Annotated in this window: 12 protein-coding genes and 1 pseudogene; 9 read left to right on the top strand and 4 right to left on the bottom strand. The window is 54.9% G+C overall.

Features of this window, described 5'->3' with window-relative positions:
* Together HKD21_RS06365 and HKD21_RS06360 are read left to right on the top strand one after the other, a co-directional pair.
* Nucleotides 1–99 (top strand): annotated as a pseudogene (locus HKD21_RS06365) (IS5/IS1182 family transposase); the annotation flags it as partial.
* A gap of 36 nt (nt 100–135) precedes the next feature.
* Nucleotides 136–1,596 (top strand): carbohydrate porin, encoded by a 1,461-nt coding sequence (locus tag HKD21_RS06360; RefSeq protein ID WP_194254735.1) that lies wholly within the window; start codon nt 136–138, stop codon nt 1,594–1,596.
* Between the two features lie 45 nt (nt 1,597–1,641).
* On the opposite strand, the gene HKD21_RS06355 is transcribed toward HKD21_RS06360, so the two are convergent.
* Entirely contained in the window at nt 1,642–2,721 is a 1,080-nt protein-coding gene (locus tag HKD21_RS06355) for a lactonase family protein (RefSeq protein ID WP_194254734.1), read from the bottom strand.
* A 330-nt stretch (nt 2,722–3,051) separates the two neighbouring features.
* On the opposite strand from HKD21_RS06355, the gene HKD21_RS06350 reads away from it, so the two are divergent.
* The gene (locus HKD21_RS06350; RefSeq protein WP_194254733.1) at nt 3,052–4,296 is read left to right on the top strand and encodes an alpha-hydroxy acid oxidase; all 1,245 of its coding nucleotides are present in this window, start codon (nt 3,052–3,054) and stop codon (nt 4,294–4,296) included.
* On the opposite strand, the gene HKD21_RS06345 is transcribed toward HKD21_RS06350, so the two are convergent.
* Nucleotides 4,293–5,345, bottom strand: a complete 1,053-nt coding sequence (locus tag HKD21_RS06345; RefSeq protein WP_228121043.1) for a LacI family DNA-binding transcriptional regulator — start codon at nt 5,343–5,345, stop codon at nt 4,293–4,295. The two genes, HKD21_RS06350 and HKD21_RS06345, sit on opposite strands and share 4 nt — an antisense overlap.
* Nucleotides 5,346–5,404: 59 nt before the next feature.
* Nucleotides 5,405–6,508, bottom strand: coding sequence for a lactonase family protein (locus HKD21_RS06340; RefSeq protein WP_194254731.1), 1,104 nt, complete (start codon nt 6,506–6,508; stop codon nt 5,405–5,407).
* 196 nt (nt 6,509–6,704) lie between these two features.
* Between HKD21_RS06340 and HKD21_RS06335 the strand changes: the two genes are divergently transcribed.
* The 6 genes from HKD21_RS06335 (at nt 6,705) to HKD21_RS06310 (ending at nt 13,293) form a co-directional block, all read left to right on the top strand.
* On the top strand, nt 6,705–7,733 hold the full coding sequence (locus HKD21_RS06335; protein WP_194254730.1) for an SMP-30/gluconolactonase/LRE family protein: 1,029 nt from the start codon (nt 6,705–6,707) through the stop codon (nt 7,731–7,733).
* Nucleotides 7,734–7,902: 169 nt separating this feature from the next.
* Nucleotides 7,903–8,559 carry an aspartate/glutamate racemase family protein gene (locus HKD21_RS06330; RefSeq protein WP_194254729.1) on the top strand — a complete coding sequence of 219 codons (657 nt, stop codon included), beginning with the start codon at nt 7,903–7,905 and terminating at the stop codon, nt 8,557–8,559.
* Between the two features lie 89 nt (nt 8,560–8,648).
* Nucleotides 8,649–9,377 (top strand): gluconate 2-dehydrogenase subunit 3 family protein, encoded by a 729-nt coding sequence (locus HKD21_RS06325; protein WP_194254728.1) that lies wholly within the window; start codon nt 8,649–8,651, stop codon nt 9,375–9,377.
* Complete coding sequence (locus tag HKD21_RS06320) at nt 9,377–11,155, top strand: GMC family oxidoreductase (protein ID WP_194254795.1); 1,779 nt, start codon at nt 9,377–9,379, stop codon at nt 11,153–11,155. Before HKD21_RS06325 ends, HKD21_RS06320 begins: the two co-directional genes overlap by 1 nt.
* A 14-nt stretch (nt 11,156–11,169) precedes the next feature.
* Nucleotides 11,170–12,477 carry a cytochrome c gene (locus HKD21_RS06315; protein WP_194254727.1) on the top strand — a complete coding sequence of 436 codons (1,308 nt, stop codon included), beginning with the start codon at nt 11,170–11,172 and terminating at the stop codon, nt 12,475–12,477.
* A 51-nt stretch (nt 12,478–12,528) separates the two neighbouring features.
* Nucleotides 12,529–13,293, top strand: coding sequence for a cupin domain-containing protein (locus HKD21_RS06310; protein ID WP_194254726.1), 765 nt, complete (start codon nt 12,529–12,531; stop codon nt 13,291–13,293).
* A gap of 42 nt (nt 13,294–13,335) precedes the next feature.
* Here the strand turns inward: HKD21_RS06310 and HKD21_RS06305 are convergent, their stop codons facing one another.
* Nucleotides 13,336–14,295, bottom strand: a complete 960-nt coding sequence (locus tag HKD21_RS06305; RefSeq protein ID WP_194254725.1) for a LysR family transcriptional regulator — start codon at nt 14,293–14,295, stop codon at nt 13,336–13,338.
* Between the last annotated feature and the right edge of the window lie 132 nt (nt 14,296–14,427).

The raw sequence follows: 14,427 nt of genomic DNA, 5'->3' as shown, positions 1-14,427 counted from the left end.
GACTGGCGACGTGTTGCGACCCGATATGACCGCTGCGCTCATACATTCATGTCCGCAATCCACATCGCAGCAAGCGTCATCTTCTACCTCAAAGAATGAGTCCTGAGCCTAGGTAAATCGCGAGAAGCAACGATCATGATTTCTGGTTCTGTGAGGTATTCGGCTGCATTGCTAATCGGTAGTGCAGCCCTGTTCTGTGGTTCCGCGTATGCTCAAACGATTCAGGAGGCTGAGCCAACTTACGATGCCAGTATTCGGGTCGCAAAGCCCCTCCCTGCAACCCCGTTGAGTGGCCCGGTGGTGCCGCCGTTTGAAAATCCTCCTGCGTTTCTTCCGGATTTTTTTGGTGTGCGGGCTTGGTTGAGGGCGCATGGCATTGCATTGCTGATGTCCAATACCAACGAATTTACGGGGGCGCTCACCAAGCCCACGCCGGGTTTCAGAAACTACCGGCAGGGAGCAAGCAATGCCGGGCAACTCAGTACGGTTCTGCATATGAACTGGGACAAACTGATCGGCCTACGGGGTTTTGCGACGCATGCCGTTTTTACAAGTCGTTATGGCACGACTGCCAACCGGATGTTTGGTGACTGGTTGGGGCATGCGTCGGAAATTTATGGCGGCGGGGGGAATGTCGTCGTTCATCTGGTTATGGCTTATGGTGAGGAAAACCTTTTCGGTGGCCGACTGGCGATTGCTGGCGGGCGTATGACTGAACTATCGGATTTCTCCAACTCGCCCCTGTTCTGCAATTTCATCAACAACAGTCTGTGTGGTCGTCCCAGAGCCGTGAGTGATAATGACTATATTGGCCGTTATCCCGCGGGTGTCTGGGGGACCCGGGTGCGCGGCCGTCCGTCTCGCTATACTTATATTCAGGCAGCCGTCTATTTTCCTGAGAAAAGTATGTTCTCCAATCTCTATAACCGGAGCGGCTTCAAATTCAGTGGTGGGTCGGCCGTTCTTGGTCAGTCGATACCGGTTGAAATGGGGTGGGAACCCGAGTTTGGTGCGAAGCACAAGCTTGCTGGGCATTATAAGATTGGCGCGCGTCTTCTGACTGTTCCGCTCTCGGATAACTATTACGATATTCATGGTCTGCCATTCAGTATGACGCGCAAAAAGGCGATGCAGCATAACAGGAGTTGGACTGCATGGTTTGAAACGGATCAGAAAATATGGCAGCCGCAGGGAGCGCCAGCTTCGTCAGGCACGACACTGATTGGTGGTTTCATTCTCAATGACCCACGTGTTGCGCTCCGGCGCTGGGAGACCTATTTCGGTTTTATTAATCGTGGGTTTATCCGTTCGCGTCCTCAGGATGCTCTGAATTTCATAGGAATGTACGAAAAAATTTCCGGTGGCGTGAGCGCTACAGAGGCGAATTATCTTGAAGAGGGAGCAGCAAGTCTGATGCCCAATCATGCGACGGGTGTTCAAAAAAATGCCGCTGTTTTCGAAGTCAATTATCAGATCCAGATAACCCGGGGTTTTGCTTTTGCGCCGGATTATCAAATCTTCTTCAACCCGAACGGTCAGAAAAATCTGCGGACGGCGCATGTTCTGGGCTTTAAATCGACCGTTCAGATTTTTTAGCAAACAGATATGTCTGCCTTTGGAGGCCGAAAGTTTTCCGGTGTTTCAGGCCGGTTGAGCTGATGCCGGCCTGAGAACAATACTGCTCGGACTGGCAACGTTCACACAATGCTGAATACCCGTAACGTCCAGCCCCTGAGTCGTAAAGGCGACGCGCCCTATTGTGTCCGACGCTTCGTGGGCGATCAGAATCGTTGATGTAGGCACGACGATTGTAAAAAACCGTGGCGTTTTGCCCCCGCTCCCGATTGATTGGGTGAGAAAAAGCGTTCCGGTATTGTTGTCTATGGAGAGGACGCTCAGAAGATCGGCGCCACGAAGGGAGACGAGTACTGACTTTGCGTCCGGGGAAAGGGCGATTTCTGCTCCTCTCCCGTTTCCTGTGTAATTCTCTGGAAGAGCCTGAACAATCTGCTGAGGAGTCAACTTACCGGTTTCGGAATCATGGCGATAATACGTTACCGTACAGTCCAGTTCGTTGATGACATAGGCGCAAGGTTTGGTTGGATGAAAGACGATATGTCTGGGGCCTGCGCCTTCACGTGTTGGTATGCTGTCGACAAACCGAAAGTGTCCCTCGTGAAAACGGAAAACGAAAATACGGTCCAGACCTTTGTCTGGGACATACAGGAAGCGTTCTGCGGGATCGAATGTTACGCCATGAGGATGGGAGCAATGCTGTTCGATCCGGTGAGGGCCACGCTCTCCCGGGAGTGTTGCCGATGACGTGACCGCGCCGAGCATGCCGTTGGCCTCATCGAAGGAAACAGATGTGAGAGTGCCATCTGCATAATTCGGGATCACGATGAAGCGGTTGGTCGTATCAAAAACGAGATGAACCGGATTGCGTCCACCGCATTCAACACCGGACCTGCGTTGGAGAAGGCCGTTCTGGCGATCGATAGCGTAAGACGAGATATGGTTGCGGTCTCCATGAATGGCACAGAGATAGTCTCCGCTTCGATCAAGCGAAAGGAATGAGGGATTGTCGGGTGTCGATATATTCTGAAGATGTTTCCACTCAGTGAGCGTGTCGTTCACATGATAAACGTTGATCCCCCGGCCGCGTGCCTGCCGCTCTACAGTCGTGTAGCAACCGACATAAGCGAAAAATCCGCAAGGCATAAGCTCTCCTTTCTTACGTGAATTGGAATCCGGAATGGTAATTTTGGAAACGATTACATGCTCTTGAGGGTGCCGTTAATGGCGCTCCCTAAAATGGCGCTCATTTTTGCGTGATCTTTAAATGCAAAGTTAGAAGATCCTGATAGGATCAATTGGAAAAATAAAACAAAAACAATAACATAAATTGATTTACTCGAAGCTTCGACGTTATGAGTGAACAGATGGGACTGCGGGGATGTACCATGTGTCCCTTGCAACAGGAGGAAAAAGGGACATAAAGGAAATGTAAAGGCTTACATAATAAATTTAAGCACAGGAGCATGTCTGGAAATGGGTGACATCATAAAAGCGGCTGACGGCGTTCCGCAGACTGCCCCTCCTGATCTTTCCGCAGCACTTAAGGCGGCTCCCCGGATTTTGTCGGCACGTCTGCGGGATATTCTCGCGCTTGATGATTTTGAGCTGCACTGCAAGCCTTTCCTTCCACGCATGATCTATCAATACGTCGCAGGCGGTGTGGAAACGGAAAGCGCCATGCGCAATGGCCGTCAATCCTATCAGGATTATAGTTTCACACCTCGTGCGCTGGTCGATACTTCCGCACGGTCTACGCAGACCAGCCTGTTTGGGAAAACGTATTCCGCGCCATTTTCGATCGGGCCTTTAGGGGGGGCAGCGTTCGTCGCCTATCGTGCGGATCTCGCGCTGGCGGGTGCGGCCCGCTCGTGCAACATTCCCATGATCCTCAGCGCTTCTTCACTGATTCGGCTGGAAGACGTCATTGCCGTCAATCCTGATGCCTGGTTTCAGGGGTATCTTGCCGGGGATTTTGATCGGATCACGCGCATGCTCGACCGGGTCGAAGCCGCGGGCTATAGAAATCTCGTCGTTACCGTCGATACGCCGATACTTGGCAATCGTGAACATAATATCAGGTCGGGATTTGCAATGCCGATCCGGGTTACTCCCCGTGTGATGATGCAGAGTGTAACCCATCCACGCTGGCTTTTGGGAACTGTGACCAGAACCTTTCTGAAGCACGGTGCGCCACATTTTGAAAATACGGAAGCCGATCGTGGTCCACCGATGATGTCCCGCAAAGTTCGTAATACTGTTGCGCGCGACAAGCTGACTTGGGAGCATATCGCGTTTATTCGCAGGCGCTGGAAGGGGCCTCTGGTCATTAAGGGCATCATTTCTCCGCATGACGCCTTCATGGCGCGGGATCATGGCGCGGACGGCATCATTCTTTCCAACCACGGTGGCCGTCAACTCGATTATGCGATGGCGCCTCTGCGTGTTCTGCCAGAGGTTGCATCTCGAAAGGGAGATATGAAGGTCATCATCGATGGCGGTATTCGCCGGGGGTCCGATGTCCTCAAGGCGCTGGCTCTGGGAGCGGATTTCACGCTGATGGGACGGCCTTTTCTATTCGCAGCAGCTTATGATGGTCAGAGAGGGGTGGAGCATGCCTATAACATCATGCGCGACGAAATCATGCGCGACATGGCGATGCTGGGTGTGAATTCCGTCGCAGAACTGAACGAAAATTTTGTTAGAAAGGCCTGTCTCTAGAGCTTCTCCGGCGGGGCTACGGTTCCCCGAAGGACAAGCTCGGGAGTAATCCGGGTGACTTGGACCGTCGTTCTGGCGCCCATGAGGTTGAGCAGGGCAAGAGCCGATGACTTCCCGATTTCGTCGGCATCGACACGAATGGTTGTCAGTGGGGGCGAGAGAACGGCAGAGAAGCTTGAATCGTTGAAACCGATTACGGAAAGCGCCCGGGGGATATCAATGCCTCTCTCGGATGCCTCGCTCATGATGCCCAGTGCGATTTCATCCGTTCCACAAATAATGGCTGTCGGCCGCTGCTTTTCCGGACCGCCCATCAGTTGGCTAAAGGCATCCCGGCCAGCCACAATCCCTGACGAGACAATCAGATCATGCGCCGGACTGAGTTTCAGGCCGCGCTCTGCCATGGCCAGATGCACACCTTCGGCCCGTGGGGCTGCTCGGTCATTGTTTTCACGTGTGCCGGTGACGACGGCAAGTCGCTTGTGGCCGAGGTCTAGGAGGTAGTTTGCGGCACGAAATGTGGCCTCCCGGTTATCGAAGCCGACACAGTATTCACGGTCGGAAAGGCTGAAGCTCTGGATGATGGGAACCTGACTGCGTTCCGCACGCGCATAAAGGGCTGGATCGTGGATGCCGCCAACCAGCATCAGTCCATCAACGCCGCGCTGCAACAGAAAAGCGACTTCCTGCATTTCGGTGGCGAGATCGTATTCGGAACTGGCCGCCAGCACCTGATATCCTGCAGCCCGCATCGTTCTTTGAAAACTCGAAAGCGCCCGCACGAACACCTCGTTTCCATAGCTGGGCACGATCACGCCAACTGTTGAGGAGCGACGCGTACTCAGCGCGCGTGCGGCGCTGTTCAGCACAAAGCCAAGTTCCGCAGCGGCTTTCATGACGGCTTCGCGTGTTACCGGTCTTACTTTCTCGGGTTCGTTCAGGGCCCGGGACACTGTGGCGATGGAGACGCCCGCGAGTTCCGCAACATCCTGCGCGACCGGAAGGCGCGTGCGACCGTCGCTGTTTGAGCTCCTGTTTTTTCTGGGCAAGGGGTGTTCAGGGTTGATTGTGCTCAATGCTTGCGTTCCCGTTACCGGTCCGGAGGGCTTTACCATGACGTTGCGGCCGCTGCCGGCCCGGCTGTCATGGAGAGGGTGCCGGCCGGATGCAGTCTTATACCGTCCCATTTCAGAACAGTCATTGTCTTGTCGGTCGTGTTCTGCACGACAAGGGTGTAACCATCTGGAGAAAACATGATGCCCTGGGGCCAGCGTCCAACATTTTCACTCGCTATGGGCGCCAGCCTGCTTCCGTCAACACGATAGAGTGTAAGAGTTCCGTGTTTCGACGGATCTTTGTTGGAGTTGTTGACAGCGCCCACGGCGAGGTAGCGCCCGTCCGGAGAAAATCGGAGGGGTTCGGGGCCGGGGGCGACCGGTATTGTGCTGAGCAGATTTAACGTCCCCTCATTCAGCCGCACTAGATGCACGGCGGGGTGTGCAGGGCCCTGATCTCCTATGGCGATGAGGCCTGATCTGGTGATATCCATCGTGTTGGGGGCATCGCCAAGATCGAGACGTTGCTCCTGCACGTCAAAACCGTCTCTGCGCCTGTCGAGGAGGGCGAGCTGATGCGGGCCGCGCAGTACGACCACGACATGTTGCCCGTCCGGCAGGAAAAGGACGGAAGCCGGGTTGCTGTCAGCCCCCATGCTCAGGGTCTGGACAGGATGGAGTTGCCGGTGTGCGACGGCAAAGACAGAGACTGTTCCGCTTCTCCGGTTTCCAACGAGTACCCATTTCTGGTCCGGTGACACGGTGACCTGACTTGCGCCCAAGCCCGCGTGAAGCGTCTGAACTAGGCGCAGGGTGGCGTGGTCGATGGCTACGACCGATACAACATCATCTTCGATGACGGGATCTCCCGCATGCGCGCCTGCGTGCGACCCGGCTGTGACGATGGCCCAGCATGAATCCGGGGCGATCCAGACTGTTGTCGGAGGTCCTTCGACCGAGCTGGGCAGGTGAAGGGTTTTTCCCAATACAGGCAAGCCATGCTCGAATCGGATCAGGGAGAGGCTGTCCGGGACGATCATCCCGGCAGTGACCATTTTCCCGGCAGTATTGGTTGTCGTATGGCCGTCATTTGCCGAAATGGCCCATTGGTCTGCCGCATGAACGCCATGCACGAAAAATGCGCACAGGATGGCCACTGTGACCGGACTTAGGTGCCGCCTTTTCTGCTGTCGGGACTGCCTGGCGGCTAAGGAGGGTTGGTCAGTCATTGTGATTTGTTATCCATTAATAACAACAAAGTGATACAAAAAACTCAAATTGAATGATGGTACATTTATATCGAAGATGTAAACGCTTTCAATTACTATTGAACGCGTATTCTGCGGGTATGAGATGAGCATCATATTGAAGCGTCGATCGTTTCTTGGATCCGTGGCTCTGGCAGGCGCAGCCGCGTCTCTTTCGTCGTGGCATCCCGCTCATGCGAATATGTGGGAGGCATCACTCCGGCTGCCGGACCCTGCTGTCAGAATCCTCGATCCTGCGTTCAAAACCTCCGTCAATACTCTGTCCGTTGTGGAGCGGATCGCAACCGGGTTTGAATGGACGGAGGGTCCCGTGTGGCTGGGAGAGGCCAATCTTCTGCTTTTCAGTGACATCCGTGGCAACCGCATCATGAAATGGGATGAGACGACGGGAGAGACATCCGTCTTCCGGGCTTCATCGAATTTTTCCAATGGCAATACGGTTGACCGTCAGGGCAGGCTGCTGACGTGTGAATGTGCCACCCGGCGCATCACTCGTACGGAAGCCGATGGCCGGATTACTGTTCTTGCGGATGGGTTTGACGGCAAACCTTTCAACTCTCCCAACGATATCGTGTGCACTTCTGATGGTGCCATCTGGTTTACAGATCCGGCTTTCGGGCCGAACTTTTCCGAAGGAGATCTGTCCCCCGTTCAGGCTGCGCGCGTCTATCGGATCGATCCGCGGACGCGGAAGACCGAGGCCGTGCTGGAGGATGTACCGGGGCCAAACGGACTCTGCTTTTCGCCCGACGAAAAAACCCTTTATGTCATCGCATCCCGTCACACCCCTCATCGACAGATATGGACGTATGATGTTTCTGCAAACGGCACGACCTCCAGCCAAAGAGTTTTCCTGGATTGTGCAGAAGGGACGGCGGACGGCCTGCGCGCGGATATCAACGGCAACTTATGGTGTGGATGGGGTTCAGGCGAGGGTTTGGACGGGGTCGCGATTTTCAATTCGCAGGCCAAGCAGATCGGACATATTGATCTGCCTGAACGTTGTCCGAACGTCTGTTTCGGGGGCGTTCATCGAAACCAGCTTTTCATGGCATGTCATACATCCATCTATCGCCTGACCCTTGCGACGCAAGGCGTACCGCAGATCGGCTGACGAACGGAGACCCGACTTTTCCCGGTGTGACTTACCCGTCGTCCAGCAAGTTACGTTCTCGTGAGACGCCTACTATGAGTTTGCAATCCACAGAGTATCCAAAGTATGAAAGCGCTTACATTTATTTCGGCTTCTGTAGGGCCGTGGTGTGTTTTCAGGGAACGATGAAATGAGCCCGCGTATTGTCCTTCTTCATGCCACTCCCGTGGCAATGGCTCCCATCCAGAATGCATTTCGTTGCCTCTGGCCGGAGGCGGAGATCGTCAACCTGCTTGATGACGGATTGACGATTGATCGCAAAAAAAGCGCTGATTTGTCTCCGGAGCTGTCACAGCGATTTGTCGCTTTGGGGGAATATGGAGCGTCCATGCAGGCGCAGGGTCTGATGATCACATGTTCTGCATTTGGCCCGGCGATTGACGTACTGGAAAACGAGCTGTCGATTCCTGTGCTCCGTCCCAACGAGGGCATGTTCCGCGCGGCACTGGAGAAGGGCACGCGTATCGGGATGCTGGCGACATTTGCTCCATCCGTGGTGACAATGGAACAGGAGTTTGAGACCTTCCGGGGACAGGTATCGTCAAAGGCCACACTAGAAACAATCATTGTCCCTGATGCCATCGACGCGCTGCGTCGTGGTGATATTGAAACACATAATCGTCTTGTTGCTGACTATGCCCCGCGTCTCAAGCACTGTGACGTCATTATGCTTGCCCATTTTTCAACATCCGAAGCTCTAAAAGCCGTGGAGGCTGCTGTCAGCATTCCGGTTCTTGCCGCGCCGGATGCAGCCGTCCAGCGGATGCGCCTGCTACTGCGCGCCTGAGCATCAAAAACGGTGCTGAGCTGCGTCCGCGCGGCTGATTGCATCCACGCGAATAACAATTTTACCGAATTTTCAAAGGTGTCTGGAGAATGAGCGTTAGATCGCGAAATGGCGGTGCTTTGATCTGTGGTCGTCGCGCCATGCTTCAGGGGACGGCGCTGGGTCTTGTTGCAGCAGCTTTATTCCATTTTCCTTTAGAAGGCGCGTCAGAAGCTGCTGACAGGGAATATGCTTATCGGCCCGTATTTTTTTCCGATGACGAGTGGCAGACACTGAGCAGCTTTGTAGACAGGCTGATTCCGGCGGATGCCGAGGGGCCGGGCGCGCTTGAGGCGCATGTGCCTGAATTCATTGATCGGCAGATGAATACGCCTTACGGCCATGGAAGCGAATGGTATCTCCGGCCGCCTCTGATGAAGACATCGGCTACGCTGGGCTATCAATTCCTTTTCACGCCGAGAGATATCTACAAACAGGGTTTTCCCGCGCTGCACAGTGCGATCATGCAACGCTACGGCAAGCCGTTCCATCAGCTTGATGCGGGGGAACGTGACCGGATTATCGGCCAGATGGAAAAGGGAAGCCTCACGCTGTCGCCCGTACCGTCGAAGCTTCTGTTCGGGCAGGTCCTGAAAAACTGCAAGGAAGGCTATTTCGCCGATCCGATACATGGCGGGAATTACGAAATGGGAGCCTGGAAAATGATCGGGTTCCCCGGTGCCCGTGCGGATTTTACGGACTGGGTTGATCGTTATGGGGTGCGCTACCCTCTTCCGCCCGTTTCAGTTGGCGTTCATGGCGTGCAGGGAGGCGTATGATGGTTTCTCGTAACGAAAAACATACCGATGTGGTGATTGTCGGCTTTGGCTGGGTCGGCGCCATCATGGCGCGGGAACTGACGCAGGCGGGGCTGAACGTGGTTGCGCTGGAGCGTGGCCCACGCCGCGACACCTGGCCTGAAGGGGCCTATCCCTCGTCAATCGACGAACTCACGCACAACACCCGACATGCTCTTTTCCTTCAGCCGTCGCAGTCGACGGTGACGGTGCGCCATCGCGACAGTGATGTGGCGGCTCCCTACCGGCAGCTCGCGGCATTTCTGCCAGGAACGGGAGTCGGTGGGGCCGGCCTGCACTGGTCCGGATGCCACTGGCGTATTTCGCCGGTCGAACTCCGTCTGCGCAGTCATTACGAGGAACGATACGGGAAGGACTTTATTCCACAGGACATGACCATTCAGGACTGGGGCGTGTCCTATGAAGAGCTTGAGCCGCATTTTGCCTTCGCCGAGAGCGTTTTCGGGACGTCGGGGCAGGCCTATAAGGTCAATGGCAAGATCGTAGGTGATGGAAATCCGTTCGATGCGGATCGTTCAACGCCTTTTCCATTGCCCGCCATGAAGAATACCTATTCCGCCGAACTCTACAGCAAGGCCGCAGCGGAGTGTGGGTATCATCCCTTCCGCATACCGTCTGCCAATGCGTCACAGGCCTACACCAATCCTTATGGATGCCAGATGGGAGCCTGTACGTTCTGTGGGTTTTGCAGCGGTTATGCCTGCTACAACTATTCCAAGGCATCTCCGAATGTGAACATCCTACCTGCACTTGAGCGTGAAAGTCGTTTTGAACTACGGGCCGAATGTGATGTCCTGAAAGTCGAGACAGATTCATCTGGCAAGAAAGCCACGGGCGTGATCTATCGGACGTCCAAAGGTGAGGAAGTCCGCCAGACCGCCGATATCGTCATTCTGGCCAGTTTTGCTTACAACAATCCTTACCTGCTTCTTCTCTCCGGGATCGGGCAGCCTTATGACCCAAAGACAGGTGAGGGGACTGTTGGGCGTAATTTCGTCTATCAGAATGAATCCGGCGTAACGCTGTTCTTCGGGCAGGACAAATTCACCAATCCGTTCATCGGGGCCGGTGGCAACGGTGTTGCAATCGATGATTTCAATGCGGATAACTTTGATCATGGACCGCTGGGCTTTGTCGGTGGAGCGCCGATCTGGGTCAATCAGGCGGGGAGCAAGCCGATCAGCAGCGCGGCGGTGCCCAAGGGAACACCGCAATGGGGTGCGCATTGGAAGAAAGCCGTCAAGGACAACTTCCAGCACACGATATCGATCCATGCCCACGGCACCAATATGGCATTTCGCGACTGTTACCTATCTCTTGATCCGACCTATAGCGACACTGCCGGGCGTCCGCTGCTGCGGATCACGTTTAATTGGCACGACAATGATGTGAAGATGATCCGTTACGTGACGGACCGGATGGCGGATATCGGTCGGGCCATGAAACCAGAATCCATGTCGGTCGAGACGAAGGAGTTCGGAGAGGAATTCGACCTTCGTCATTATCAGACGACGCATATCGCGGGTGGGGCGATCATGGGAACGTCCCCCAAGGATAGCGTGGTCAATCGCTATCTCCAGCACTGGGACGTATCCAATCTCTTCGTTATCGGATCATCGGCATTTCCGCAGGGCATCGGCTACAATCCCACTGGTATCGTTGCGGCTCTGGCTTACTGGTCTGCAAAGGCAATCAGGGAGCGTTATCTGAAGTCTCCCGGACCAATGGTGCAGGCATGAAGAGGCGTAAAACAATGAAGTGGCGCCTTTTTCCGGTACTGGCTGGGGCAATTTGCGTCATGCAGTCATCAGGTGCGTATGCCGATGATGCGGATCTTATCAAACGGGGGGCATATGTTGCTGTTCTGGGCGACTGCGAAGCATGTCATACCGCCCATGACGGCAAATATCTGGCAGGTGGGCTGGCTCTTCAGTCGCCGATAGGAGCAATTTACTCCACCAATATCACGCCTGATCGTGACACCGGGATAGGCACCTGGACCTACGAGGATTTCGCGCATCTCATGCGTCGGGGGATCAGGAAAGACGGGTCTAGCGTTTATCCGGCGATGCCGTATCCGTCCTATTCGAAAATGACGGATGAGGATCTGCAGGCCCTTTATGCCTACCTCACGCAGGGTGTTGCTCCGGTCAGCCTGAAGAACCGGGCGCCGGATATTCCATGGTTATTGTCAGCACGCTGGCCTCTGGCGATCTGGCGTCTGCTTTTTGCGCCTTCACCTGCGCCGCCATTACTGTCTGCCTCTCATGATGAGACGCCGGATGTGCTTGTCGAGCGTGGCCGTTATCTTGTGGAAGGGCCGGGGCATTGTGGAAGCTGCCATACGCCGCGCAATCTCGTACTCGCCGAAAAGGTCCAGACTGCAGCGGATGGGCCGAAATATCTGTCCGGCGGCTTCATCGTAGACAACTGGGTCGCGCCCAGTCTTCGGAGTGATGACGCCGGTGGACTTGTGGGCTGGACCTCCGAGGATATCGTGGCCTTCCTGAAAACGGGCCGTAACAGGCATGGTGCGACATTCGGTGCGATGAACGGCGTCATCACGCACTCGACCTCCCTGACGAATGACCATGACTTGATGGCGATCGCGGCCTTCCTGAAGACACTTGGTCCTCCGCAAGACGTTTCGGTTGAGGCGTTCCGTTATGATGACGCGGTATCGCGCCAGCTATCTGCCGGAAAAATGCCGTCGGAAGGTGCGAGGATTTATGTTGACCGTTGCGCCGCCTGCCACCGGACAGACGGACACGGATATCCCGGTGTATTTCCTCCGCTTGCCGGAAATCCGGTTCTTCAGGGCCCTGATGCAACTTCGGCCGCTCATATCATTCTGAGCGGCGGACGGCTTCCCGGAGTTGCGGCTGCGCCGTCGTCTCTGGTGATGGGGTCATACCGGGATGTTCTTGATGATCAGCAGATTGCCGACCTTGTCACTTTTCTCGGGCAAAGCTGGGGCAATCACGGCGCGGCAATGACGGCGTCACAGGTGGCGAAGATCCGACAGGCAACCACAGACGAAAAGAAGCCTGCGGGTGAGTGAAACAGGTGTCCAACTTTGTCCAGATCACGAGGAGCAAGGAACGAAATGTTTGTGATTCAAAAATCTGATTTCGCCATACCAGCGCTGAAATCCACGTCATCTGCCAAGCGCGTGTTGGGTGGTCTCTGTGTCCTGACGCTGGGGCTATTTCATGGTGGCAGCGTTCAGGCGGCTACACACAAACCCGACTCATCGGAAATCGTCGAGACGGCACAGGACATCTATCATCATGTTATCTTCGAAAACGAAGATATCAGGCTGATGCGCGTCATCATTCCACCCCACGGCAAAACCCGTTGGCATCGTCAGTCGCTTGACTATGTGAATACACCGATCGTCGGGACGACCATACATAAGGACTCCTTATCTGAACCGTCCAAGGATGGTACGATGAAGGCGGGTGAGGTGCGTTACCTTCCCTACAGCCAGAAATCGGACGTCGATCAGGTCATCAATACAAGCGATACTGTAAATTCACAGGTCGCATTCGAGATAAAACGCAAGGGCATTGGACATTTCGGGCCGGCTGACCGAGCGAATAGTCAGGCTTTCAGAATGATTCTCGACAAGCCGGTCGTTCGGGGGTGGCATGTTCATCTGGAGCCAGGACAGAGCACGGGGGACTATACGCAGTCGGGGCCGGGTGTGCGTGTATTTCTCACCGGAGGACGCCTGATGACGCGTGAGAAGGGGGCCGTGGCATTCTCCGAACAGCACCTGAACCAGGCAGATGCACAGGTTCTGGCGAAAGGCACGTTTGAAGTCATTAACGGCGGCATGGAGTTCTTAGACTACAACGAATACGAGTTGAGGTAACGGGATTTGCAAGCCGGGGGTCCATCTGGACGCCCGGCAGTCTCAGTCTCCTATCGCCGGGCGCAACGTTTTTTCCAGTTCGTCGAGAACCGTCATGGTGGGACGGGACTGATTGCGGGATTTGAGCATCAGAATTCCGTATGAACTAATGGCGATGTTCACATCAGACGAGACAATCTGGATCTGTCTGTATTTGGCCTGCTGATTGGCGACCGCAGCGGAGAGAACTGTCAATGCGTCTGTCTTTTCCAGGTAAGCGAGTGTCATCACCAGAGAGTCACTGCCGATGATATCTTTCGGGAGCGGCAGGTTTCTGTCCTGAAAGATGCTCTCCAGTCTGCTGCGTGATTTTCCTCCTTTTCTTTGCAAGATCCAGGGAAAAGGCACCATGTCCTCCAGCCGCACCGGAGTTGTCTTCCTGAAAAGAGGATGGTTCTGACGCGCCGCGATGACCATGGGTTCTTCTCCGATCGGGGTATAATGACACGCCATGCTCCGCGTATCCTCCGGCGGCCGACCAATCATGATGTCGATATCCCCGTTCATCAGGTCATGGAAAAGACCAATGCTCGATCCGGTACGGATTTCGAGCGATATACCCGGGTTGTCACGCTGGATATTGAGCACGGCCGTCGTCAGCAGGTCGACAACGGGCCCGTCGATCGCACCGATGGAGACGTTCCCTGCTCCGCCTGAGAGAAGGGCATTGAATTCGTCGCGGGTGCGGTCAAGCTCATCGAGCAAGTTGTTGGCGTGTCGGGTCAGTACGCTGCCATAAGCGTTGATCACAAGACGGCGTCCCTCCCGCTGAAAGAGGGGAATACCAATCACATCTTCGAGATCCCCCAGCAGCCGTGATGCCGCTGGCTGCGCCAGACCGAGGCTTTCAGCGGCACTCTGAAGCGTGTTGTGACGTGAAAGAGCCTGCAATAGCTGGAGATGCCGGAATTTCAGCCGGATATCGACGAACCAGGACGGGGGTAAACGCTGCTTCTCTTGCATGGACTCAACATAACATGAGGAACATGAAACATAACAGTTTGTGCATTAGACCTATCATAAAATCTGTGAATTATTGTCTTTCAGGCGCCTCTGCTTTGTACGGAGGGTGCAAGAAATACTTTAGCGCTTCAG

The organism is Gluconobacter cerevisiae (assembly GCF_015244675.1).
In the GTDB taxonomy this organism is placed as follows: domain Bacteria; phylum Pseudomonadota; class Alphaproteobacteria; order Acetobacterales; family Acetobacteraceae; genus Gluconobacter; species Gluconobacter cerevisiae.
Note: the sequence above shows the minus strand (reverse complement) of the source record. Positions and strands in the feature narration are given on the sequence as shown.